Consider the following 22,725-nt stretch of genomic DNA (forward strand, 5'->3'; position numbering starts at 1 on the left):
GAGACGGAATGATGGACACCTATTCACTGCTTCGCGAAATCGCAGACAGCTGGGTCCTTCTGGCCATGTTTGTCTTCTTCCTTGCAGTTGTTGTCTGGGCGTTTCGTCCCGGCAGCCGCAAGGTCCACGAAGATACGGCCAACATTCCCTTCCGCCACGAAGACAAACCTGTCGGTGACCGGGAAACCGGGCGCTCAGCTCAGGAGGAGTTGCAGCAATGAGTAAAAAACCTGTTGAAAAGAAAGAACCCGAAACGACCGGCCATGAATGGGACGGTATTCAGGAGTTCAACAACCCGCTGCCACGTTGGTGGGTCTGGGTCTTCTATCTGACCATCATCTGGGGCCTGTGGTATTCCATCGCTTATCCGGCGTGGCCACTGATCAAAGGGGCGACCGCTGGCTATCTGGGCTATTCGACCCGCGCCGAAGTTGCTGCCGAAATTGATCGCTTCACCGCCATGAATGGCGAACTGGAGGCCCAGTTGGCGTCGGCCGATCTGAACACGCTGGAACAAGGCAGTGATCTGCATAACTATGCAATCCAATCCGGTCGCGCGACGTTCGCCACCTTCTGTTCGCAATGCCACGGGTCCGGGGCTGCGGGCAACGTTGGCTATCCCAACCTGCTTGACAATGACTGGCTTTGGGGCGGCACACTGGAAGACATCCAGCTGACCCTGCGGCACGGTATCAGGTCAGAAGATGACGAAGACACCCGATATTCGGAAATGCCTGCATTTGGCGAAGATTACCTGAGCGACGAGGAAATCGCGCAGGTTGTGGCGTATTCTATGTCGCTGTCCCCCGTTACCAAACCAGACGCTGACATGGCGCTGGTGGCGGACGGTGCGACTGTCTTTGCTGACAACTGTACGGCCTGCCACATGGAAGACGGCACGGGCGACCGCACCCAAGGCGCGCCAAACCTGACCGACGCAATCTGGCTCTACGGCGATACCAAAGAGGCGATCACCGAGACGGTTTCCAACGGCCCCTTCGGCGTTATGCCAGCCTGGAGCGGTAAGCTGACCGAAAGCCAGATCAACGCCGTTTCGGCATATGTCCACCAGTTGGGCGGCGGCGAATAAGCCACCGGCCAACCACAAGATCCGGGGCCTCACTCCCCGGTTAACGGCACCGGCCCCTGATCCTGTTCGCGCGTTTCTCCGGGGTCGGTGCCAACTTTTTCAAAACCAGGATGCGAGAGTATCCGGGTTTTGGTTTGAGACTATCCCTGATAGAAGTGCCTGAGTTTTTTCGCCTCAGGGTTCTTAGTATGTCCAAGATCAGAATAGTCTCGATTGTCGTAATCCTGCTGTCCGTGGCTATGTCGGCGAACAACTATTATCGAAAGGTGCACGGGTTTGACGCGCTAGTCGAAATTTGCAGCGATCCATCGACGGCGTATGATGCGAACATCCAGGCTTGCAGTAGCGCACTGGAACGCTTTGATCTTTCAGACGCGGGCACCAGCTTCCTTTTGCTTGAACGTGGGCACGCATTCAGGACGGCAGGGAATTACGAAGCAGCAATCTCAGATTTGGATATGGTGATCAAGCTAACGCCAAGCAACGCAGATGCGCTTGTCTTGCGGGCCAATACAAATGACGTAGTGGGCAAGTTCGACCTTGCACAGGCAGATTACGCCAACGCTATTGAACTGGAGCCAAGGCGTATCAGCCATCTCAAGTGGCGGGCGGCAAGCCTTAGCGCAAAAGGCCTCTATGATGCTGCACTAAAGGACTATGAGCGAGTTTTGCAGTTGGATCCCGCTGATACTGGTGCGACCGAGCGCACGATAAAAATTCTTATCAAACTCGAGCGGTATGAAGCCGCGATTGAAATTTTGAAAAAGGAAGTCAAGCCCGAAATAGGCAAACGAAAAAGGGGTGCATATTTCTATCTCGGGCGTCTTTACCTGCATCTGGGCTACAGCAAGCAAGAAACGCTGGCAGCATTTGAAGCGTGGAAAGCGACAGGAGAAGACAAGCCTCTCCCCGCACTTTTTCTAGGGGCGACCTATCTGAAATTCGAGGACAAGGAGTCCGGGCAACGATACATCAACGAGGTGGCTGAGAATATGGTCAGGGAATTGACCGAAGACCCCTTTGGGCCATGGGCAGCCCTGAAAACGGCACTGGTGCGTGTCGTGTATCGGGATGCGGCACAACGATACTTTGCTGGCGTCGCCTACAGCATGATCCGCCAATACGATCTGGCCAAACAGGAGTTTGCGGGCTTTCTAGAAATCGGTGGTCCGAACGCGCGGCTTCTTTTGGTTAACGCCATGGCCGATGACGGGTTTGTCCCAAATGCTGAGGCTGCAAAGGCGGACCAGCAGGTTTTTGACCATGGTCTGGAGCGTTATATGATCCACGTTGGTAGGAAATTTTCGTTAGAAGCGTTAGGGTCGCGCAAATAGGTGTGGATGCAAGGTAAACTGCATAAGCGCCCTGCATCAGGTGCGGCCAATTGACAGGCTGCGACGCGATGGCGCCGTGACATATTTGAAACTTGATAATAATCAATGACTAACCTGAAACGGCCCGCGCAGTGCGGCCAAATTCTTTGATCCACATCAAGGCTTCAATGTAGAATAATTCTTAATCCGAAGCTTACACCCAAACGCAGGATTGGAAACTGTCCATGTCTGACGCCCCCGAACAACTCTATGCCGCGCGAGAACCGATTTTCCCCAAGCGGGTAAAGGGTGTTTTTCGCAGCTTGAAGTGGTGGATCATGGGCATCGCCCTTGGCATCTATTATCTGACCCCGTGGATACGTTGGGATCGTGGTCCGAACCTCCCGGATCAGGCGGTTCTTGTGGATATGGCCAACCGCCGCTTCTATTTCTTCTGGATCGAGATCTGGCCGCATGAGTTCTACTTTATCGCCGGTCTGCTGATCATGGCCGGGCTTGGGTTGTTCCTGTTTACCTCGGCTGCGGGTCGAGTCTGGTGCGGCTATGCCTGTCCGCAGACGGTCTGGACGGACCTGTTTATTCTTGTCGAACGCTGGGTCGAGGGCGACCGCAACGCCCGCCTGCGCCTGCACCGTCAGGACTGGAACGGCGAGAAGATCCGCAAGCGGCTGATCAAGTTCACACTCTGGATCATGATCGCGGTCGCAACTGGTGGGGCATGGGTGTTCTATTTCGCAGACGCGCCAACACTTCTGGTTGATCTTGTCACCGGTAATGCGCACCCACTTGCTTATTCAACGGTTCTGGTGCTGACCCTGACGACATTTTTCTTCGGCGGTATCGCGCGCGAACAGATCTGCATATATGCCTGCCCGTGGCCGCGCATTCAGGCGGCGATGATGGACGAAGACACCATAACCATTGCCTATCGCGACTGGCGCGGTGAGCCGCGCGGCAAAGGCAAAGCCCGCGATGATCTGGGCGACTGCATTGATTGCAACGCCTGCGTGAACGTCTGCCCGATGGGCATCGATATCCGCGACGGCCAACAGATGGAATGCATCACCTGTGGACTGTGCATCGATGCCTGTGACGAGATGATGGACAAGGTCGGCAAACCACGCGGCCTGATTGATTACCTGGCCCTGAAGGACGAGGCCTATGAACGGGCAGGGAACGAGAAGATTCCGGTGCTTAAACACCTGCTGCGCCCGCGCACGATCCTTTATGTCTCGCTTTGGACGCTGGTTGGCGTCGCGCTGACCGTGGCCCTGTTTGTCCGCCCGAAAGTGGACGTGACGGTGCGTCCGGTGCGCAACCCGACCTATGTCACGCTGTCAGACGGCGCGATCCGCAATACCTATGACGTGGGCGTGCGCAATCGCCACGGCGAAGAATGGCCCTATTACTTCTCGCTGGCCGAAGATAGCGACATGTCACTGGTGTTGGAAGGCAGCGATAAACTTGTATTGGTTGCTCCACCTGATACAGAGGCAAAGCAACGGGTCTATGTCATCGCGCCTCCGGGATCGGACGCCGCAAGGACAGACCGGACCGACCTGCGTCTTTGGGTCGTGGACGGCGTCACCGGTGATCGCACCTATCAGGAAACCGTGTTCAACGGTAGAGGACGCTAAACCATGGTCGATAAAACGGAAAAGTCCGAGTTTGAACTGACGGGCAAACATGTTCTGGCTATCGTGGTGTCGTTCTTTGCTGTGATCATCGGCGTGAACCTTTTCATGGCATATTCGGCGATTGGCACCTTCCCGGGGCTTGAGACAAAAAACTCTTATGTGGCCAGCCAGAAATTCGACGCGCAGAAGACCGCGCAAGAAGCTCTGGGCTGGGATGTTGCGACTCAGATCGATGGCGAGACACTTATTCTTTCAATCAATGACAGCGCGGGCGACTCGGTTACCGTGAAGTCCGTCTACGGCCTGCTAGGCCGCGCGACCCATGTGAAAGAAGATCAGGAACCAGCATTCAGCCAGGCATCGAACGGTGCCTATACGGCGCAGGTCGGCCTTTTGGGTGAAGGCAACTGGAACTTGCGCCTGAATGTGGTGGCCGACGATGGCACCAGCTTTCAGCGGCGTATCCCGATTTACATCTCGGCCAAGTAAGGCCGACCCGCCTGCGGACAAGGAACGTAACCATGGCCACACCGATCTCTGCCTGCCCGGCCTGTGCTGCGGCCCCGCTTGCAGAAGAGCAAGCCGGTGAAGGATATCGAGGGAATGGGATGGAAGCACAGCGCGTGCTTCTGTCGCTGCCGCAGATTTATTGCGCGGCGTGCATTTCGGGGGTCGAGCGGGGTCTGGCCAAGCAAGACGGGGTGCGCGCTGCGCGGGTGAACCTGACGCTAAAACGCGCCACCGTCGACGTTGATCCGGGGGTCGAGGCGCAAACACTGGCAGATTACCTGACCGGCTTAGGGTTCGAAGCCTATGAACTGGACCCCGGCCAACTGACGTCAACCGCAACCGATAAGCAAGGTAAAGACCTGCTGATGCGATTGGGCGTGGCGGGGTTTGCCATGATGAACGTGATGCTGTTAAGCGTCGCGGTATGGTCGGGGGCAACAGATGCCACCCGCGATCTGTTTCACTGGATCAGCGCGGCCATAGCCATTCCGACCATCGGGTTTTCCAGTCAGGTCTTCTTTCGGTCCGCTTGGTCTGCGCTGCGTGTGGGCCGTCTGAATATGGATGTGCCGATTTCGCTTGCGATCCTGCTGGCGCTGGGCATGTCGATATATGAGACGATGCATTCGGGCGAACACGCGTATTTTGACGCCGCGCTTTCGCTGACCTTCTTCCTTCTGGCAGGCCGTTATCTTGATTATCGCACTCGTGCGGTGGCGCGATCAGCGGCCGAGGAACTGGCCGCCCTTGAAGTGCCCCGCGCCGCCCGCGTCATCGACGGGCAGGCGGATGAACAAGTGGCAGTGTCCGACCTGACACCCGGCGATATCGTGCGCGTTGTGCCCGGTGCGCGCGTGCCGGTGGACGGGATCGTTGTGACAGGGGAAAGCGAATTGGATCGCTCGCTTCTGACCGGGGAAAGCCTGCCTGTTGCAGCCGCTCCTGAAAGCATCGTGTCGGCGGGCGAGGTAAACCTGACCGGCCCGCTGACCGTTCGTGTGACGGCGGCGGGACGCGACAGCTCTTTACACCGCATGGCCGATCTGGTCGCTATCGCGGAAACCGCGCGCAACCGATATACGTCGCTGGCTGACAAGGCCGCTGCAGTTTACGCGCCGGTTGTGCACCTGCTGGCCCTTGCGGCGTTCTTATTCTGGTTTTGGTATTCCGGCGACTGGCGCGTGGCGATGAACATTGCTGTGGCCACCCTGATCATCACCTGCCCCTGCGCCTTGGGTCTTGCGGTGCCTGCCGTGACCACCGCGGCGTCCGGGCGCCTGTTCAAGCAGGGGATGCTGCTGAAATCCGCCACCGCGATGGAGCGGTTGGCCGAGGTTGATCACGTCGTTTTCGACAAGACCGGCACCCTGACCGAAGGCAAACCCGCACTGGACGAGCTGTCCCGCCACAACACCCGCGATCTTGAAATCGCGCTGGCGCTGGCCGAAGGCTCCAGCCACCCCTTGGCGCAATCGCTGACCCAAGCGGCCCGCGCGGCAGGCATGCAGCCAGCCGAGGTTACACAGGTTCACGAAGTGCCCGGCAGGGGCATTGAAGGCAATTGGCAGGGCAAGATCGTTCGCCTTGGTCGCGCTGAATGGCTGGGCGCAAATTCGGTCGGGCAAACTGCGACCTATCTGTCGGTGTCCGGCGCGCGGCCTGTGGCATTCACCTTCACCGACGCGCTGCGTCCGGGTGTTGTGGAAGCGATCACCGCGCTGAAAGCCAAAGGCATGGGCATCACTCTGATTTCAGGCGATGTGCCTGCCGCAGTGGCCGACATTGCAGGAAGAGTGGGCATTTCCGAATGGCAAGCCGACACGCTGCCCGAAGATAAGGCCGAATACGTCGCCCGTCTGGGCAAGGCAGGCAAGAAGGTTCTGATGGTCGGTGATGGGCTTAATGACACGGCGGCACTGGCGGCGGCGCATGTCTCGATCTCGCCCGCCTCGGCACTGGAGGCAGCCCGCGTCGTGTCCGACATCGTGCTTCTGGGCAAGTCGATGGAACCGCTGTCCAGTGCAATCGACATGTCCAAATCCGCCACCCGCCGGATCAAGGAAAACTTTGCCATCGCTGCGGGCTATAACGCCATTGCGATCCCGATTGCGCTGGTCGGATTGGCGACGCCACTGGCGGCGGCACTTGCCATGTCGACCTCGTCGGTGACAGTATCGCTGAACGCGCTTCGGCTGAAGAAAGGGTGATCCATGAATGTGCTTGTCTATCTGATCCCCGTCTCGCTTCTGCTTGGTGGCCTTGGGCTGGCTGCGTTCTTTTGGACGCTGAAAAGCGAGCAATATGAAGACCCGGATGGAGACAGCCACCGTATCCTAAGCGATCGCTGGGACGACGCGCCGCCCGAAGACTAAGCGTGTCTTAAACGATGCCCGCATCGCGCGCGATCATCGCGGCATGGGTTCGGTTTCGTGCCCCCAGTTTGCGGATCACCGATCGCATATGCATCTTCACCGTGACCTCTTGAATGCCGAAACTATGCGCGATTTCCTTGTTCTGCTGACCATCACAAAGCAGCGCCAATATCTGTAGCTCGCGACGCGACAGCCCGTGCTCCTTCTTCTGTCGCGACAACGCGCCCTGCGGCAACACGATCAAATCATTGGGACCTGTCGTCAGAGACAACACTGCCGACAAAGCGTCCTGAAACAAATGAGCCGGAACGCAAGCCGCCGCGCCGATCTGCAAAGCCTGACGCGCCATCGCGAAAGAGGGCGTGTGGATCATCAGCACCAGCCGCGCAGTGGCGCGCGCCGTGGTCAAGCGGGCGACGGTCTTCAACCCACCCAGCCCGGGCGTCGCGAAATCCACCGCAATCACTTTGATGTCGGTATGGCGCTGCAGCACGTCTTCTGCGTCCTGCGCAGTTGCACAAACATGCAACAGCTCGTCGCCTTCGTGTTCCAAAACAGATTGGAACCTGCGTTGGATCGCAAGATCTTCTGTTACCAACAGGATTGTCACTGGGGTGCTCCGCATCGGGCGTTTTGGCCGGTATGGTCCGAAAACGCATTTAGACGTGCAACAATCGCACAGCGAAAGCGTGACGAACAGGTGTCACTATGGACAGGTTTCGGGCCGAGATACCTGCCCAAAAGTGAGGCGCTGGCAGTCGATCAACGCAATGTGCAACGGCAGGGCGTGAATCTATGGGTTATGGCAAGATTTCAAGCACCGCGGGACCTATCGCTTGCACGATCAGCGAAACGCCTTCAGCGTTGGGGTGCAGCCCGTCTGGCTGCAGATATCGAAGCGCACCATTGGCGGACCCGGCTGCGTCGGTTAGTCCGGTCAGAAAGCTTGGATACAGCGCAACATCGTGCACAGTGGCGAGCTTTTCAAATCCCTGGTCGAACGCGGTTTTATAGTCTTGCCCGAAATTTGCAGGGCCAGGGATGCCGATGAGCAGCGTGGGCAGGGCGCGGGCCGACAATTCGGACAGAATGCTGTCTAGGTTGCTATAGGTTTCTTGCGGGTCGATGCCGCGCAGCATGTCATTGGCGCCCAACGCAACCAACACCGCGTCGACATCGCTGTTCAGAACCCACCCCAGCCGCGCGGCGCCGCCTGCGGTGGTATCACCAGAAACGCCACCATTGACGACCGTCGCGTCCACGCTATTTTCGTTCAACCACGTTTCTAACTGCGGCACGAAACCGTCGCCCTGCGGCAAACCATATCCGGCGGTCAGGCTGTCGCCCAAGGCCAGGATCGTCACCGCCTCGGCCCGCGCGGTACCCGTCAACAAAACCATTGCGGCCAAGCACTTGAGAAGCCGGGTCAAAACCCCATATCCATTTGATATCAACATGTCTTACCCCATGCAGGATTTCCCATGACGACACCGATCATCTCGTTGACCGATGCGCGCTTGACGCTTGGCCATAATGCCGGACGAACCGAAATCCTCAAGGGGATCGACCTCAGCGTCATGGCGGGCGAGACATTGGGGCTGACGGGGCCGTCTGGGTCGGGCAAGTCATCTCTCCTGATGTTGCTGGGCGGGCTTGAGCAAGCCACCGGCGGGGGTGTCAGCGTATTGGGGCAGAACCTCAGCACCATGGGTGAAGATGATCTTGCCCGCTTTCGTAGAGATCATATGGGGGTGGTGTTCCAATCTTTCCACCTGATCCCAACAATGACGGCGCTTGAAAACGTTGCGACTCCGCTGGAACTGGCCGGTGCAAGGGATGCGTTTGAACGCGCAGCCGAAGAATTGAAAGCGGTTGGGCTGTCACACCGGCTGGATCATTACCCCAGCCAAATGTCTGGCGGCGAACAACAGCGCGTGGCCTTGGCCCGTGCCGCCGCCCCAAGGCCTGACATCCTGTTGGCGGACGAGCCAACCGGCAACCTTGACGGGACAACCGGGGCGGCGATCATGGACCTTCTGTTTGGGTTGCGCGACCGCTACGGAGCCACGCTTGTCCTTGTGACCCACGCGCCCGAGCTTGCCGAACGCTGCGACCGGATTGTTCATATTCAGGACGGGGTGCTCGCATGATGCGAGCGCTGAGCATGGCGTTGCGTCTGGCCCGGCGCGAGATGCGCGGAGGCGTTCGCGGCTTTCGCATATTCTTGGCCTGCCTGATCCTTGGGGTCGCCGCCATCGCCGCCGTGGGCAGCGTACGCGAGGGGCTTCGGGTGGGGCTGGCCTCGCAAGGGGCCGTGTTGCTGGGGGGCGATGCCTCTGTTTCGTTCACCTATCGGTTTGCGGACGACGACGAGGCTGCGTTGCTGGCCTCCCTGGGTGGCGAGATGAGCGTGCTTGCGGATTTCCGATCCATGGCAGTGACAGATGATGATCGCGGGCTGACCCAGATCAAAGCCGTCGACGATGCCTATCCGCTGGTGGGTGAGGTTGTGTTGGATCCGCCAATGCACCTTGCAGCCGCGTTGGACGGAAAGGATGGTCTGCCCGGCGCGGTTATGGATGACCTGTTGATTGACCGGTTGGGATTGACCCAAGGGGATCAGTTTCGTTTGGGCGACGCGGATTTCGTCTTGATGGCCGAACTGGTGACGGAACCTGACAACGCAAGCGCCGGGTTCGGACTTGGCCCGCGCACGATTGTACGACGCACCGCGCTTGATGGGTCGGGGCTATTGGCCGAGGGGACGTTGTTTAACAGCCACTACAAAATGCGCCTGCCCCATGGGGTCAGCATGGACGCGGCCAATGCCGCGCTTATGCCAACGCTAGAAGCCAACGGCGCACGCTGGCAAGACGCCCGCAACGGAGCGCCGGGGATGCGCCGACTGGTTGATCGTCTGGGCGCGTTTCTGGTGTTGGTTGGGCTGGCCGGACTGGCCGTCGGTGGGGTTGGAATATCAGCCGCTGTGCGATCTTATCTGGATGGAAAAACAGAGACGATTGCAATCTTGCGTGCGCTTGGTGCCCAGCGTCAGGTGATCTTTCTTGCATATTTCCTACAAATCGGCTTGCTGACTGTGATTGGTCTGGCGCTGGGTCTGCTGTTGGGCGCCATCGTACCTCTGGCGCTTGCGCCACTGATTGCGACGGCACTTCCGATCACTGCCGAGATTACGATTTATGCCCAACCGTTGGCCGAAGCCGCCCTTTATGGTGCGCTCGCCGCCCTGCTGTTCACTTTGTGGCCACTGGCCCGCACAGAAGAGGTCAAAGCCGCTGCGCTGTTTCGCGACGCAGCTTTGGGCAGCACGCGCCTGCCACGCCCGCTGTTCATTGGTCTTTGTCTGGCGATCCTTGCGGTGCTGATCTGGTCTGCGGCGCGACTGTCCGGGATGGCGTCGCTCGCGATGTGGAGCTTTGTTGGTCTGGCGGGGGCCTTCGCCGCATTGGTCCTAACCGGTCTGGCCGTACGCTGGGTCGCGCGCTGGGTCGGGCACCGAAAAGTCATGCGCGGCTGGCCCATTTTGCGGATGGCGCTTGGTGCGGTTGGTGGACCGGGTGGAGAGGCGGGCGCTGTCGTTCTGTCACTGGGGTTGGGGCTGGCGGTGCTGGCCGCTGTTGGTCAGATTGACAACAACCTGCGCGGTGCGATTGCACGCGATCTGCCCGATGTGGCACCCAGCTTCTTTGTTGTGGACATTCAGCCCGACCAGATCGACGGCTTCACCGCGCGGCTGGACGGTGACCCCTTGGTCAGCCGCATCGATACCGCCCCCATGCTGCGCGGGATGATCACCAAGATCAATGATCGCCCGGCGCGTGAGGTTGCAGGCGGCCATTGGGTTGTGCGCGGTGATCGCGGGTTGACCTATTCCGCGACTCCGACGCGAACGACCGTGGTTGCGGGGGAATGGTGGCCGGAAGATTATCAGGGCGACCCCCAGATCAGCTTTGCCGCTGAAGAGGCGGAGGAGATGGGGATCGGCATAGGTGACAGCTTGACCGTCAATATTCTGGGGCGCGACATCACGGGGCAGATAACCAGCCTGCGCGAAGTTGATTTCAGTCAGGCGGGCATGGGTTTTGTGATGACCATGAACCCCTCGGCTCTGGCCAGCGCGCCGCACAGCTATATCGCCACGATCTATTCAGACGAGGCGGGCGAGGGGGCAATCCTGCGCGACCTTGGTCGGGCCTATCCAAACATCACGCTGATATCGGTGCGCGACGCGATCACGCAGGTCACAGGGATCATGGGTCAGGTGGCCGCAGCAATCACCTATGGGGCGCTCGCTACGCTTTTGACGGGGTTCGTCGTGTTGATGGGCGCGGCGGCAGCTGGTGAACGGGCGCGCACCTATGAGGCGGCGGTTCTGAAGACCCTTGGCGCGACGCGGCCAGAAATCCTTGCGAACTTCGCCATCCGCTCGGCGGTGTTGGGCGCGGCTGCCGGGGCGGTCGCCGTGCTGGCCGGCGGGTTGGCTGGTTGGGCCGTGACCCATTACATCATGGAAGAACGCTTCGTGTTTGACGCGGCCAATGCCATAGCCATCGTGGCAGGAGGTGTGATTGCGACAGTCCTGGCGGGCCTGTTTTACGCATGGCGCCCGTTGTCTGCCCGACCTGCGCAGGTGCTCAGGGCACGCGAGTGATAAGCCCATTACCCGTGGGCGGCGCGGTGTTCTTTGCGGATCACGAGCTTTAGGCCCGACCAGATATCGTCCACCGCGCAGACTTTCACGTCCACAAGCACGCCTTGCAGTGCTAGATATCGAATGGTGTCCTCGGTCACGTCAGTTGGGACTTTTGAGGCCTTCTTGGGCCAGCTCACCCAGATCATGCCATCCTTATCAAGGGCGGATAGCAGCTTGGGCAAGGTGTTTCCCAACGCCGCCCGACTGTCAGTGAAGTAGTGAATAACGTCATAAGGGCCGACCAGCGCGCCTGTCGCGATGTCGTCGACAACGATGAAGGCGCGACTAGTGGCAAGATCGTCGAGGGCCTCAGGCCGGTTGATCCACGCCACGCGCTGGCCGTCTTTCAGGCCCAGCTTCTTTGCAAGGGGCGTGCCGGAATATCCTGTCATAGCGTCAGGATATGCCCACCCAGCCCGAATGCAAAACCCAATATTGCCCCCAACGGGGGGGACCAATGGCGTTCCACCGGCACTTGCGGGGCGATGTCCTGAAACATCAGGTAAAGAATGCCACCCGCCGAAAACAGCATCAGGGTGCCCAGCAGTTCGGGCCAGCCAGCAAAGAACGTGATGCCAAGCACTGCCGCTATCGGCCCGGCCGGCACCAAAGCCATGAACAGCAACAGACGCTTGCCGCGCGGTGTCGAGGTTGACGCCTCCAGCTCGCGATCTGCATTGAACCCCTCAGGTAGATTCTGCGCACCAATCAGGACGGCCAGTAAAAGCGCAAGGCTGGGTTTGGCCGTCAGGATCGCGCCCATGGCAACAGCTTCGGGAATGAAATCCATCAGCATCGCCAGAAACTGCGCCTTCGACCCTTCCCGGTGTGACATAGCGATATCTGTCAACAGCGCTGCAATCGCGCCAAGAACCAACGCCAGCAGGGCGACCAGACCATGCACCCGCGCGATCCCTTCAGGAACCAGAACAAGGGCAACCGCCGACAAAAGCGCGCCCGCGCCAAAGGCCATGATCCAGTGGTTTGCCTCGTTGCGTAGCTGCCCCGGCAACAGGCTATCAAACCGTGCAAGCCATGCGCCAAAAGGAATGGCCGCCCCTGCAAGGGCGGCCAATGTCATTGCATAATAAATGTCGCCCATCAAAGCGTGCGTTCGACCATCATTTTCTTAATCGAAGCGATGGCTTTGGCAGGGTTCAGACCTTTCGGACAGGTCTTGGCACAGTTCATGATGGTGTGGCAGCGGTAAAGCTTGAAGGGGTCTTCCAGCTCGTCCAGACGTTCGCCGGTGGCCTCGTCACGGCTGTCGATGATCCAGCGGTACGCGTGCAGCAATGCGGCCGGGCCGAGGTAGCGGTCGCCGTTCCACCAATAGCTTGGGCAGGATGTCGAGCAGCTCGCGCACATGACGCACTCATACAGCCCATCGAGTTTCTTGCGATCCTCGATCGATTGTTTCCACTCTTTCGCAGGCCGGTTGGTTTTGGTTTCCAGCCACGGCATGATTGACGCGTGCTGAGCATAGAAATGCGTCAGATCCGGGATCAGGTCGCGCACCACGGGGGTGTGCGGCAAAGGGTAGATTTTCACGTCGCCCTTGATTTCGTCCATGCCATAGATACAGGCCAGCGTGTTGATTCCGTCGATGTTCATCGCACAAGACCCACAGATGCCTTCGCGGCAGGACCGGCGGAAGGTCAGCGTCGGATCAATCTCGTTCTTGATCTTGATCAGCGCGTCCAGAACCATCGGGCCGCATTTGTCCATATCGACGAAATAAGTGTCGACACTGGGGTTCAGGCCGTCATCTGGAGTCCAGCGATAAATCTGGAACTTGCGGATATTGGTTGCCCCCACGGGCTTAGGCCAAGTCTTGCCAGTGCGGATGGTGGAGTTCTTCGGAAGCCTAAACTGTACCATGTCGTGTCCTCCTTAAAACGTCCGCGCTTTAGGCGCGATTTTTTTGAGGCTGATACCACCCTCGGTTTCGGTGGTCAGCGGATCGGTGATCACCGGGCGATAGGTCAGATCGACCTTGTTGCCATCCACGCGGCTGACGGTATGGACACGCCATTTCTTGTCGTCGCGTTTCGGGAAGTCCTCGTGGGCGTGTGCCCCGCGGCTTTCTTCGCGCGCTTGGGCCCCGTGGATGGTGGCCAGCGCGTTGGGCATCAGGTTCGCAAGCTCCAATGTCTCCATCAGGTCCGAGTTCCACACCAGCGAGCGGTCAGTGACAGACAGGTCGTCCATCTTGGCGGCAACCTTGGTCATTGTCTCGACGCCTTCCTTCAATGTCTTGGTTGTGCGGAAGACGGCAGCATCTGCCTGCATGGCTTTCTGCATCTCAAGACGCAATTCGGCGGTGGGAACAGAGCCCTTAGCGTTGCGCAGCCCGTCGAAGCGGTCAAACGCTTTATCGACGGAAGGTTGGTTTAGCGTGGGGTTCGCGCTGTCAGCATCGACAATTTTACCGGCGCGGATCGCGGCGGCGCGGCCAAACACCACAAGGTCAATCAGCGAGTTCGAGCCAAGGCGGTTGGCGCCGTGAACACTTGCACAGCCCGCTTCGCCCACGGCCATCAGTCCCCGCACAATCGCGGTCGGGTCGTCCTTGGTCGGGTTCAGCACTTCGCCCCAATAGTTCGTTGGAATACCGCCCATGTTGTAGTGAACTGTCGGCAGAACCGGGATCGGTTCCTTGGTCACGTCAACGCCCGCAAAAATCTTTGCGCTTTCCGAGATGCCCGGCAGTCGTTCAGCCAGCGCTTCGGACGGCAGGTGGTCAAGGTGTAGGAAGATGTGATCTTTTTCGGCCCCCACACCGCGCCCTTCGCGGATCTCCATCGTCATCGAGCGGGACACGTAATCTCGTGGCGCAAGGTCTTTATACTGGGGCGCATAACGCTCCATGAACCGTTCACCTTCGCTGTTCACCAGATAGCCGCCTTCGCCGCGCGCACCTTCGGTGATCAGGCAGCCCGACCCGTAAATGCCGGTCGGGTGAAACTGAACGAACTCCATGTCTTGCAAGGCCAGACCTGCGCGCGCCACCATGCCGCCACCGTCGCCGGTGCAGGTGTGGGCCGAGGTGGCCGAGAAGAAAGCGCGTCCATAACCGCCGGTGGCCAGAACGACCATCTTGGCGTTGAAAACGTGCATCGTGCCGTCATCGAGCTTCCAGCAGACAACGCCCTGACATTCGCCGTCGTCGGACATAATCAGGTCGATGGCGAAATACTCGACATAGAATTCTGCGTTGTTCTTTAGCGATTGACCATAGAGCGTGTGCAGAATGGCGTGGCCGGTCCGGTCCGCGGCGGCACAGGTCCGCTGCACCGGGGGTCCGTCACCAAATTCGGTTGTATGGCCGCCGAAGGGGCGCTGGTAGATCTTGCCTTCTTCGGTGCGCGAGAAGGGAACGCCGTAATGCTCAAGCTCGTAAACCGCCTTGGGCGCTTCGCGGGCCAGATATTCCATCGCATCCGTGTCGCCCAGCCAGTCCGAGCCTTTGACGGTGTCATACATGTGCCACTGCCAATTGTCCGGGCCCATGTTGGACAGGGACGCGGCAATGCCGCCTTGTGCGGCCACGGTGTGGGAGCGGGTCGGGAAAACCTTGGTCACGCAAGCGGTTCGCAGACCCTGTTCGGCCATGCCAAGCGTCGCGCGCAGACCGGCGCCACCGGCACCGACCACGACCACGTCATAATCATGCGTTTCGTATTCGTAAGCTGCCATTTGGGTTGCTCCGGTCTTAAAAGGCGATGCGGGCAAGGCCGTAAAGGCCGATCGCGAGTGTTGTGTAGGAAAGCGCTGTGCAGAAAATCACCAGGATTTTCTTGGTCATGCCACGCGAATAATCCTCGATAACCACTTGGATGCCGTGACGGAAGTGAACCATTGCGGTCACAAGGGTCATCGCGGCAACGATGGCTGGGAAGGGGCGATGGTAATAGGCGATGGCCTCTTCATAAGGAAGCCCAAGCGCGCTGCCGAAGGTCAGCGCGAATAGCGGCATCAGGATCAGAAGGCCGACGGCGGATATTGCCTGTCCCCAGAAGTTTTCGGTACCAGAGCCAGATGCCCCTTTGCCCACAGCGCGTTTGCGGTCGGTCAGAAAATGCATGTCTGTCCCCCTTACACGATGATGGCGACGATGATCGCCAGAACGACAGAGCCGAAGATGACGCCAAGGCCCATCTTTTCGGCAGTGGGAAGGTCAAGGCCGATACCGATATCCCAGATCAGGTGCCGCAGACCGGACAGCGCGTGATAGCACAGCGCCCAGAGCGCCAGGAACATGATCACGTCGCCAATGAACGAGGTCATCAGGCCATTGACCAGATCGTAGTAGCCCGGCCCCATCGCCGCTGCGAAAAACCACCACACAACCAAGAAGGCAGCGCCCAGAAGCGCCACGCCGGTGAGCCGGGCAAAGATCGAGGTCATGGAGGTCAGCTGCGGACGGTAAATCTGCAAATGCGGGGATAGAGGGCGGTTGCCCCTATTCACGTCGGCCATGGCGGCCTCCTTCTGTCAGTTTCGACTGTTGAAGAAGGAATAACGCCTTTTGCGATGCAGAGTCACGCGTTATGGACAGGCAATATGGGGGAAATTGCGCTAACAAAGCCGAAAAATACCCCTTGTGATCACAAAATTTCATGATGTGATCACAGGATTGAAGCGAATAAGTCTGACAGAAAAAATCAGACAATGGTCGCGGAACGCTGCAATGCAGCAGGGTCCAAAGCAGTCGACAGGGCGCGCCGACCACTTATTTCGGCATCAGCGCCCAATAGTCCAGATCCAACATGACCTCGGGCAAATACTTGCCGTCGTCACCTTTCAACGCAAACTCCGTTGCGCCATGTTTTACTGCAACCAGCCGTAAGCGCACAGCCCCCACGCCCGGCGCGTCAGTGTCGGCCTTGTCCAGCACCTCGGACCATGCGCGGATCGTGTCGCCTGCAAAGCAGGGGTTCGCGTGCGCGCCGCCGTTTAGCCCAACGATCATCTGTGCGTTCGCCAGCCCGTTGAAGGACAACGCCCGCGCCATCGAAATCACATGCCCACCATAGATCAAGCGCTGCCCATCGGGACGGAAGGTTGCGTCGAAATGCACCTTGGCGGTGTTCTGCCACAAGCGCGTGGCGATCATGTGTTCGGCTTCTTCAACTGTGACGCCATCCACGTGGTCGATCTTTTCGCCGACCTCATAATCGCCCCAACAGTGAGGTTCTCCTGCCAGCGTGAAATCGTAGTCCTCAAACGACAACCCATTAGGGATCACCAGATCGCCAGCTTCCAGCGTGGTTTTCAGGTCGGGGATGACAGTTTCTGGTGCGGGCGCGTCCAAATCGTTCTTGCGCACCATCACCCAGCGCACATATTCCAACACCGGCTCGCCCACTTGGTTCACACCACGCGTGCGCACCCAGACCACGCCCGATTTACCGTTGGAGTTTTGTTTCAGCCCGATCACCTCGGACGAGGATCGCAGCGTGTCACCGGGATAGACCGGTTTCAGCCAGCGGCCTTCGGCATAGCCAAGATTTGCCACTGCGTTCAGTGAAATATCGGGAACGGTTTTGCCAAACACCACGTGGAACGCGATCAGGTCGTCAATCGGTGACCCTTCCAACCCGCAAGCGCCTGCGAATTCGTCTGACGAATACAGTGCGTGGCGGGCAGGATACAGTGCGTGATACAGCGCGCGTTCGCCTTCGGCCACGGTGCGCGGCACGGCGTGGTGGATCACGTCGCCCAGCTTGTAGTCCTCAAAGAAGCGGCCCGGATTGGTTTTCGCCATCAGTGGTCTCCGAGTTTTGTGTCGGGGGTGTAGTCGCCCGGCACGACCTTCACCACCGCTTGCGCGCAACGCATCACACCGGTAGAGGCGTCGTGGGCATAGGCGGGATCGCCATGCAATTCCCAGCCTTTGTTCAAGGCTGCGGTCACTTTGTGGCAAAACGCCGAGGTGTCGTCTTCTGTCAGCAGGCGATAGAGTTTCATGTCTACCCTCCGAATACCGACGGCCCGATCAACCCGTGGATCAGCCCGATGATCAGGGTCAGCACAAGCGCCGCCCCAAGAAACATGCCGTCTTTGGCAATTGTGCCTTTCGGGTTCGGCGTCCAGTTCGGCTCGGCGCGGTTGATCACGATCACTTCGGCCACCGCCCAAATCGTCAGCCCGCCAAACAGCACAATCGAGGCCATATCCGGGTTCACAACGATATGCGCGACGGACCAGATGATGAAGCCGGTCAGCATCGGGTGGCGCATCTTGTAAAACAGCGCGCCTTTCGAGGGGCCGGGGCTCATGAAGTAAATCGCGAACACGATCGCCAGATTGTTGATGTGTTTCAGGAATGACGGATAGGTCAGCAGATCATAGCTTTCGACGCTGCGATACCCGATCACCATCAGGACGATGCTGGCGACGAGGATCAGCGCCGACGTCCCTTTTGCCTTGTCGCCCATCGCGGCGTGGCGCGCGGGCAGGGCGCGTTTCCAGAAATGCCCAGCATACCAAAGTGCTAAACCGATGATCAGGATGGTCATGTGCGTTCTCCGCCTTATTTTGCCATGTCGGCAATGGCCTTTGCTTTGGCCAGAATGCCCTTTGCCGTCACAACATGCAGGTTTTCGACAATTTTACCATCCACAACCGCGACGCCTTGGCCCGACGCCTCGGCGTCCTCAAACGCGGCGATCTGGCGCTGGGCGAGGTCGATCTCATCTTCGGACGGGGCGAAGGCGGTGTTGGCGATGTCCAGTTGCGCCGGGTGGATCAGAGTTTTGCCGTCCATGCCCATGTCGCGCCCTTGATCGCATTCGGCGCGCAGTCCCTCATCGTCCTTGAAGGCATTATAGACGCCGTCGATGATCACCACGCCGTGGGCCTTGGCGGCCAACAAGCACAGATGCAACCCGCCCATCATCGGCAGGCGGTCCGCGCGGAAACGGGTGTTGAGTTCCTTGGCAAGGTCATTGGTGCCCATAACGAAGCCCTTAAGGCGCGGGTGGGCGGCGATCTCGGCGGCGTTCAACATGCCCAACGGTGTTTCCATCATCGCCCACAGGTCCACGTCGGGGATCAGGGCGGCCAACTCGTCCAGTTGCGCGGCATTGTCCACCTTGGGCATCAGGATCGCGTCAACATCGGCACCAACAAAGGCGGCCACATCATCCTTGCCCCATTTGGTATCAAACCCGTTGATACGGACGATCTTGGCGCGGTTGCCATAGCCACCCTTGTCCAGTTCCGCCTTCAGGGTCGCGCGGGCATCGACCTTGGCGTCGGGTGCTACGGCATCTTCAAGGTCGAAGATAATCGCATCGGCGGGCAGCGTGCGGGCTTTCTCCAACGCACGCTCTTTCGAGCCGGGGATATAAAGGACGGAACGATAGGGACGAGTGGACATGATTCTGGACCTCCGCAATATTGTTGCGCAAGGGACCACATCTGCGCACCAATCCGCAAGGCCAGATCTGCCGCATTGCAGAAAATCTTGGAAAACGGGCGCGGATTAGGTCAGCCCTTCCCATATCAGCTTTGTGCCAGTGAGGATCAGGAACAGATAAGTGAAGGCGAAAAAGCCACGTTCGGACAGGCGGTGGTGCATATGCACACCGATCCAGACGCCGATGATCGCAAATGGGATCAGAAACAGATCGGCCTTGGCGGTCTGCCATGTGAATATCCCGAGTGCGAAATAGGGGATGAATTTCAGAAGGTTGATCGCCCAGAAACTGATGACCGTCGTGGACTGAAAGGTGGTCTTGTCAAGGCGTCGCGACAGCAGAAACACGGCTGCGGGCGGGCCACCTGCATGGCTGATGAAGCTGGTGAAGCCTGCGATCAAGCCCCAGAACCCACCCATGCCCGCAGACATTGGGTTCGGCGCAGGCTTGATCCAGCCGCGAGACTTTGCCGCCTGAAACGCGACGAACCCGACCGCGATCAGGCCGATCAGCAGCCGAAAGATGTCGGGATTGGCGATGGAATACAAAAGCGCCCCAATCGCGACGCCGGGAACCGCGCCCAGCACCAGAGCCTTGGCCGACGGCGTATCCCATTTGCGCCAATAGGGTTTCAGCGCGGTCACATCCATCAGCATCAGAAGCGGCAGCATCAGGCCGATGGCCGCCCCCGGCTCCAGAATCAGCGCCAGAAGCGGGGTCGCCGCAAATGCCGCCCCTGACCCGAAGCCCCCCTTGGAAATACCTGCAAAGATCACCGCAGGGATCGCAAAGGCAAAGAATGTAAGGTCAAGTGCCTCGGGCATGGGATGCGCCTCAAACCGCTGGAAAACGTGTGTTTTAGCGCTATCGCGAACGGGGTTCTGAGGCAAGGACTGCGTCACGCCGCGCTGCAGCGCTCTTGCGCGAACGCTATATTCGGACTACGCATGCGCCCGAAAACAACTGATCGGAGATCACACTCATGGCCAGACCTAAGATAGCGCTTATCGGTAGCGGTATGATCGGTGGCACCCTTGCTCACCTTGCTGCACTGAAAGAAATGGGCGACGTCGTCCTCTTTGATATTGCCGATGGCATCCCGCAGGGCAAGGCGCTGGATATCGCCGAAAGCGGCCCCGTCGAAGGGTTCGACGCATCGATGTCGGGCACCACAAGCTATGAAGGCATTGCAGGTGCAGATGTTTGCATCGTGACGGCCGGTGTGCCGCGCAAGCCGGGGATGAGCCGCGACGACCTGCTGGGCATCAACCTCAAGGTTATGAAATCAGTCGGCGAAGGCATCAAAGAACATGCCCCGAACGCGTTCGTGATCTGTATCACCAACCCGCTGGACGCGATGGTTTGGGCGCTGCGCGAGTTTTCGGGGCTGCCGCATCAGAAAGTCGTCGGCATGGCTGGCGTTCTGGACTCGGCGCGCTTCCGTCACTTCCTGTCGGTCGAATTCGACGTATCGATGCGCGACGTCAGCGCGTTCGTTCTGGGCGGTCACGGCGACACGATGGTGCCGCTGGCGCGTTATTCGACTGTTGGTGGCATTCCGCTGCCGGACTTGGTGGAAATGGGTTGGACCAGCCAGGAAAAATTGGACGCGATCATTCAGCGCACCCGTGATGGGGGTGCCGAAATCGTTGGCCTGCTAAAAACCGGTTCGGCCTATTACGCCCCGGCCGCATCGGCAATTGAGATGGCTCAGGCTTACTTGAATGACCAGAAGCGCGTTTTGCCTTGTGCGGCTTATGTTGACGGTGCTTACGGTCTGGACGGTTTCTATGTTGGTGTGCCGACAGTCATCGGTGCCAACGGGATCGAGAAGGTTATCGACATTAAACTGAGCAAGGACGAACAGGCGATGTTCGACAAATCTGTCGATGCCGTGAAGGGCCTGGTTGAGGCCTGCAAAGGCATCGACAACTCGCTGGCCTGATCATTCTTCCAAATGGAATTGGGGCGTCCTTCATTCGGGGCGCCCTTTTTCATTTCGCCAAAGCGCCTTTAGAATCACGAGATTGCCAACTTGACGCCTGCGCCAAGTAATTTTGTGATCACAGCATTTTGACGTGTGATCACAAAAAGGCGGGTTTAGCGCAAAAATCCACCTTTTTCGCAGAAAACAATTCCGACGACCCTGACAGTTGTGCATGGTGTCCCCGACCAAATGGACCAACTGGATAGGATGATTTATGAACATTCATGAATACCAGGCGAAAGCCCTTCTGAAATCCTACGGTGCCCCCGTTTCCGACGGCCGCCCCGTATTGAGAGCAGAAGAAGCCAAGACCGCGGCAGGTGAACTCGACGGCCCCCTTTGGGTGGTCAAAGCGCAAATCCACGCAGGTGGCCGCGGCAAGGGCTCGTTCAAGGAAGCCGGCGCTGGCGAAAAAGGCGGTGTGCGCCTGACCAAATCGGTGGAAGAAGCTGCCGAGGAAGCCAAGAAAATGCTGGGCCGCACACTTGTGACCCACCAGACCGGCCCGGCGGGCAAGCAAGTCAACCGCATCTATATCGAAGCTGGTTCCGGCATCGAGCGTGAGCTTTACCTCGCTCTGCTGGTTGACCGCCAAACATCGCGCATTTCGTTCGTCTGCTCGACCGAAGGCGGCATGGACATTGAAGAGGTTGCAGCCGCGACCCCCGATAAAATCCTGAGCTTCTCGGTCGACCCCGCGACGGGTTACCAGGGCTTCCACGGCCGCCGCATCGCGTTTTCGCTGGGCCTTGAAGGCCCGCAGATCAAGCAGTGCGTGAAACTGATGGGCCAGCTTTACCAAGCCTTCGTCGAGAAGGACATGGAGATGCTGGAAATCAACCCGCTGATCGTTTCCGATAGCGGTGATCTGAAAGTGCTGGATGCGAAAGTCAGCTTTGACGGCAACGCGCTCTACCGCCACGCCGATATTGCAGAACTGCGCGACACTACCGAAGAAGACCCCAAAGAGCTGGAAGCGTCGAAATACGACCTGAACTACATCGCTTTGGACGGTGAAATTGGCTGCATGGTGAACGGTGCGGGCCTTGCGATGGCCACGATGGACATCATCAAACTTTACGGTGCCGAGCCTGCCAACTTCCTTGACGTCGGTGGTGGCGCGACCAAAGAGAAAGTCACTGAGGCGTTCAAGATCATCACCTCGGACCCCAACGTGAAGGGCATCCTTGTGAACATCTTCGGCGGCATCATGCGCTGTGACGTCATCGCTGAAGGCGTTGTCGCGGCTGTGAAAGAAGTGGGCCTGCAGGTTCCGCTGGTTGTGCGCCTTGAAGGCACCAACGTGGAAGCCGGCAAAGACATCATCAACAACTCAGACGTTGATGTGATCGCTGCCGACAACCTGTCGGACGGTGCAGAGAAAATCGTGAAAGCGGTGAAGGGTTAAGCCTGATGCGGAAGATCTTAGTGTCAGTAGCGCTACTTGCGACAGTTTCTGGATGCGTCAAGTATCCCGATGCTCCAAGCGCAACAGCTTCTGAACGTCCTTCAATCACATTGTCCTGCCCAAATGGGCCAGACATGGAGACACTTATGGCAGAAGCGCGACTGCGCAATGCTCCTGTGGCCTGTGACGATGGCGAGAACACTTGGGTTGTTACTCCGCAGACTACCTAATCGCACGTTGGAACCT

At 58.7% G+C, this 22,725-nt stretch carries 24 protein-coding genes; 11 read left to right on the plus strand and 13 right to left on the minus strand.

All coding sequences use genetic code 11. From position 1 onward, the window contains the following. Window positions 1–11 precede the first annotated feature (11 nt). The 7 genes from MUY35_RS13765 to ccoS all read left to right on the plus strand — a co-directional run bounded on the left by MUY35_RS13765 (window position 12) and on the right by ccoS (window position 6,943). Window positions 12–221: a cbb3-type cytochrome c oxidase subunit 3 gene (locus MUY35_RS13765; protein ID WP_248369851.1), complete on the plus strand. Its 210-nt coding sequence runs from the start codon at window positions 12–14 to the stop codon at window positions 219–221. After that, a complete protein-coding gene (ccoP, locus tag MUY35_RS13770) occupies window positions 218–1,090 on the plus strand; it encodes a cytochrome-c oxidase, cbb3-type subunit III (RefSeq protein WP_248369581.1) in 873 nt (290 codons plus the stop codon). The genes MUY35_RS13765 and ccoP overlap by 4 nt, the downstream gene beginning before the upstream one ends. 188 nt (window positions 1,091–1,278) lie before the next feature. Continuing rightward, window positions 1,279–2,424, plus strand: a complete 1,146-nt coding sequence (locus MUY35_RS13775) for a tetratricopeptide repeat protein (protein ID WP_248369582.1) — start codon at window positions 1,279–1,281, stop codon at window positions 2,422–2,424. Between the two features lie 224 nt (window positions 2,425–2,648). Continuing rightward, the gene (gene ccoG, locus MUY35_RS13780; protein WP_248369583.1) at window positions 2,649–4,061 is read left to right on the plus strand and encodes a cytochrome c oxidase accessory protein CcoG; all 1,413 of its coding nucleotides are present in this window, start codon (window positions 2,649–2,651) and stop codon (window positions 4,059–4,061) included. Window positions 4,062–4,064: 3 nt separating this feature from the next. Continuing rightward, window positions 4,065–4,550: a FixH family protein gene (locus MUY35_RS13785; RefSeq protein ID WP_248369585.1), complete on the plus strand. Its 486-nt coding sequence runs from the start codon at window positions 4,065–4,067 to the stop codon at window positions 4,548–4,550. A gap of 32 nt (window positions 4,551–4,582) precedes the next feature. Further along, window positions 4,583–6,778, plus strand: coding sequence for a heavy metal translocating P-type ATPase (locus tag MUY35_RS13790; RefSeq protein ID WP_248369587.1), 2,196 nt, complete (start codon window positions 4,583–4,585; stop codon window positions 6,776–6,778). A gap of 3 nt (window positions 6,779–6,781) precedes the next feature. Continuing rightward, window positions 6,782–6,943, plus strand: a complete 162-nt coding sequence (ccoS, locus tag MUY35_RS13795) for a cbb3-type cytochrome oxidase assembly protein CcoS (protein WP_091428644.1) — start codon at window positions 6,782–6,784, stop codon at window positions 6,941–6,943. 7 nt (window positions 6,944–6,950) lie between these two features. Here the strand turns inward: ccoS and MUY35_RS13800 are convergent, their stop codons facing one another. Together MUY35_RS13800 and MUY35_RS13805 are read right to left on the minus strand one after the other, a co-directional pair. Next, complete coding sequence (locus MUY35_RS13800) at window positions 6,951–7,553, minus strand: response regulator transcription factor (RefSeq protein ID WP_248369589.1); 603 nt, start codon at window positions 7,551–7,553, stop codon at window positions 6,951–6,953. Between the two features lie 190 nt (window positions 7,554–7,743). Next, window positions 7,744–8,400 (minus strand): arylesterase, encoded by a 657-nt coding sequence (locus tag MUY35_RS13805; RefSeq protein ID WP_248369591.1) that lies wholly within the window; start codon window positions 8,398–8,400, stop codon window positions 7,744–7,746. Window positions 8,401–8,424: 24 nt separating this feature from the next. Between MUY35_RS13805 and MUY35_RS13810 the strand changes: the two genes are divergently transcribed. Together MUY35_RS13810 and MUY35_RS13815 are read left to right on the plus strand one after the other, a co-directional pair. Then, window positions 8,425–9,093: an ATP-binding cassette domain-containing protein gene (locus tag MUY35_RS13810; RefSeq protein WP_248369593.1), complete on the plus strand. Its 669-nt coding sequence runs from the start codon at window positions 8,425–8,427 to the stop codon at window positions 9,091–9,093. Beyond that, window positions 9,090–11,615, plus strand: coding sequence for an FtsX-like permease family protein (locus MUY35_RS13815; protein ID WP_248369595.1), 2,526 nt, complete (start codon window positions 9,090–9,092; stop codon window positions 11,613–11,615). The genes MUY35_RS13810 and MUY35_RS13815 overlap by 4 nt, the downstream gene beginning before the upstream one ends. 8 nt (window positions 11,616–11,623) lie before the next feature. Here the strand turns inward: MUY35_RS13815 and MUY35_RS13820 are convergent, their stop codons facing one another. The 11 genes from MUY35_RS13820 to MUY35_RS13870 all read right to left on the minus strand — a co-directional run bounded on the left by MUY35_RS13820 (window position 11,624) and on the right by MUY35_RS13870 (window position 19,908). After that, a complete protein-coding gene (locus MUY35_RS13820; protein WP_248369597.1) occupies window positions 11,624–12,049 on the minus strand; it encodes a DUF3052 domain-containing protein in 426 nt (141 codons plus the stop codon). After that, entirely contained in the window at window positions 12,046–12,759 is a 714-nt protein-coding gene (locus tag MUY35_RS13825; RefSeq protein WP_248369599.1) for a hypothetical protein, read from the minus strand. Before MUY35_RS13825 ends, MUY35_RS13820 begins: the two co-directional genes overlap by 4 nt. Then, on the minus strand, window positions 12,759–13,538 hold the full coding sequence (locus tag MUY35_RS13830; RefSeq protein WP_248369601.1) for a succinate dehydrogenase iron-sulfur subunit: 780 nt from the start codon (window positions 13,536–13,538) through the stop codon (window positions 12,759–12,761). The genes MUY35_RS13825 and MUY35_RS13830 overlap by 1 nt, the downstream gene beginning before the upstream one ends. 12 nt (window positions 13,539–13,550) lie before the next feature. Next, complete coding sequence (gene sdhA, locus MUY35_RS13835; RefSeq protein WP_248369603.1) at window positions 13,551–15,356, minus strand: succinate dehydrogenase flavoprotein subunit; 1,806 nt, start codon at window positions 15,354–15,356, stop codon at window positions 13,551–13,553. Window positions 15,357–15,372: 16 nt separating this feature from the next. Beyond that, the gene (gene sdhD / locus MUY35_RS13840) at window positions 15,373–15,744 is read right to left on the minus strand and encodes a succinate dehydrogenase, hydrophobic membrane anchor protein (RefSeq protein ID WP_248369605.1); all 372 of its coding nucleotides are present in this window, start codon (window positions 15,742–15,744) and stop codon (window positions 15,373–15,375) included. Window positions 15,745–15,755: 11 nt separating this feature from the next. Further along, window positions 15,756–16,139 carry a succinate dehydrogenase, cytochrome b556 subunit gene (gene sdhC, locus MUY35_RS13845; RefSeq protein WP_248369607.1) on the minus strand — a complete coding sequence of 128 codons (384 nt, stop codon included), beginning with the start codon at window positions 16,137–16,139 and terminating at the stop codon, window positions 15,756–15,758. 253 nt (window positions 16,140–16,392) lie between these two features. Further along, window positions 16,393–17,427: a MaoC family dehydratase gene (locus MUY35_RS13850; protein ID WP_248369609.1), complete on the minus strand. Its 1,035-nt coding sequence runs from the start codon at window positions 17,425–17,427 to the stop codon at window positions 16,393–16,395. Further along, window positions 17,427–17,630, minus strand: coding sequence for a DUF1737 domain-containing protein (locus MUY35_RS13855; RefSeq protein ID WP_248369611.1), 204 nt, complete (start codon window positions 17,628–17,630; stop codon window positions 17,427–17,429). Before MUY35_RS13855 ends, MUY35_RS13850 begins: the two co-directional genes overlap by 1 nt. Before the next feature lie 2 nt (window positions 17,631–17,632). After that, a complete protein-coding gene (locus MUY35_RS13860) occupies window positions 17,633–18,181 on the minus strand; it encodes an NnrU family protein (protein WP_248369613.1) in 549 nt (182 codons plus the stop codon). Window positions 18,182–18,195: 14 nt separating this feature from the next. After that, entirely contained in the window at window positions 18,196–19,044 is an 849-nt protein-coding gene (locus MUY35_RS13865; protein ID WP_248369615.1) for a CoA ester lyase, read from the minus strand. 105 nt (window positions 19,045–19,149) lie between these two features. Further along, entirely contained in the window at window positions 19,150–19,908 is a 759-nt protein-coding gene (locus MUY35_RS13870) for a sulfite exporter TauE/SafE family protein (protein ID WP_248369617.1), read from the minus strand. Between the two features lie 158 nt (window positions 19,909–20,066). Between MUY35_RS13870 and mdh the strand changes: the two genes are divergently transcribed. Together mdh and sucC are read left to right on the plus strand one after the other, a co-directional pair. After that, window positions 20,067–21,029 (plus strand): malate dehydrogenase, encoded by a 963-nt coding sequence (gene mdh / locus MUY35_RS13875; RefSeq protein ID WP_248369619.1) that lies wholly within the window; start codon window positions 20,067–20,069, stop codon window positions 21,027–21,029. 256 nt (window positions 21,030–21,285) lie between these two features. Beyond that, the gene (gene sucC / locus MUY35_RS13880) at window positions 21,286–22,479 is read left to right on the plus strand and encodes an ADP-forming succinate--CoA ligase subunit beta (RefSeq protein ID WP_248369621.1); all 1,194 of its coding nucleotides are present in this window, start codon (window positions 21,286–21,288) and stop codon (window positions 22,477–22,479) included. Window positions 22,480–22,725: the final 246 nt, after the last annotated feature.

Source organism: Aliiroseovarius sp. S1339, from assembly GCF_023195695.1.
Classification (GTDB): Bacteria; Pseudomonadota; Alphaproteobacteria; order Rhodobacterales; family Rhodobacteraceae; genus Aliiroseovarius.

Coding starts and splice junctions, on each gene's coding strand:
- ccoG (WP_248369583.1), top strand. CDS start 2,649: ATGTCTGACGCCCCCGAACAACTCTATGCCGCGCGAGAACCGATTTTC.
- sdhC (WP_248369607.1), bottom strand. CDS start 16,139: ATGGCCGACGTGAATAGGGGCAACCGCCCTCTATCCCCGCATTTGCAG.
- MUY35_RS13825 (WP_248369599.1), bottom strand. CDS start 12,759: ATGGGCGACATTTATTATGCAATGACATTGGCCGCCCTTGCAGGGGCG.
- sucC (WP_248369621.1), top strand. CDS start 21,286: ATGAACATTCATGAATACCAGGCGAAAGCCCTTCTGAAATCCTACGGT.
- MUY35_RS13850 (WP_248369609.1), bottom strand. CDS start 17,427: ATGGCGAAAACCAATCCGGGCCGCTTCTTTGAGGACTACAAGCTGGGC.
- MUY35_RS13785 (WP_248369585.1), top strand. CDS start 4,065: ATGGTCGATAAAACGGAAAAGTCCGAGTTTGAACTGACGGGCAAACAT.
- sdhD (WP_248369605.1), bottom strand. CDS start 15,744: ATGCATTTTCTGACCGACCGCAAACGCGCTGTGGGCAAAGGGGCATCT.
- MUY35_RS13790 (WP_248369587.1), top strand. CDS start 4,583: ATGGCCACACCGATCTCTGCCTGCCCGGCCTGTGCTGCGGCCCCGCTT.
- MUY35_RS13855 (WP_248369611.1), bottom strand. CDS start 17,630: ATGAAACTCTATCGCCTGCTGACAGAAGACGACACCTCGGCGTTTTGC.
- MUY35_RS13805 (WP_248369591.1), bottom strand. CDS start 8,400: ATGTTGATATCAAATGGATATGGGGTTTTGACCCGGCTTCTCAAGTGC.
- MUY35_RS13775 (WP_248369582.1), top strand. CDS start 1,279: ATGTCCAAGATCAGAATAGTCTCGATTGTCGTAATCCTGCTGTCCGTG.
- MUY35_RS13870 (WP_248369617.1), bottom strand. CDS start 19,908: ATGCCCGAGGCACTTGACCTTACATTCTTTGCCTTTGCGATCCCTGCG.
- MUY35_RS13815 (WP_248369595.1), top strand. CDS start 9,090: ATGATGCGAGCGCTGAGCATGGCGTTGCGTCTGGCCCGGCGCGAGATG.
- ccoS (WP_091428644.1), top strand. CDS start 6,782: ATGAATGTGCTTGTCTATCTGATCCCCGTCTCGCTTCTGCTTGGTGGC.
- sdhA (WP_248369603.1), bottom strand. CDS start 15,356: ATGGCAGCTTACGAATACGAAACGCATGATTATGACGTGGTCGTGGTC.
- mdh (WP_248369619.1), top strand. CDS start 20,067: ATGGCCAGACCTAAGATAGCGCTTATCGGTAGCGGTATGATCGGTGGC.
- MUY35_RS13820 (WP_248369597.1), bottom strand. CDS start 12,049: ATGACAGGATATTCCGGCACGCCCCTTGCAAAGAAGCTGGGCCTGAAA.
- MUY35_RS13865 (WP_248369615.1), bottom strand. CDS start 19,044: ATGTCCACTCGTCCCTATCGTTCCGTCCTTTATATCCCCGGCTCGAAA.
- MUY35_RS13765 (WP_248369851.1), top strand. CDS start 12: ATGGACACCTATTCACTGCTTCGCGAAATCGCAGACAGCTGGGTCCTT.
- MUY35_RS13860 (WP_248369613.1), bottom strand. CDS start 18,181: ATGACCATCCTGATCATCGGTTTAGCACTTTGGTATGCTGGGCATTTC.
- MUY35_RS13830 (WP_248369601.1), bottom strand. CDS start 13,538: ATGGTACAGTTTAGGCTTCCGAAGAACTCCACCATCCGCACTGGCAAG.
- MUY35_RS13810 (WP_248369593.1), top strand. CDS start 8,425: ATGACGACACCGATCATCTCGTTGACCGATGCGCGCTTGACGCTTGGC.
- ccoP (WP_248369581.1), top strand. CDS start 218: ATGAGTAAAAAACCTGTTGAAAAGAAAGAACCCGAAACGACCGGCCAT.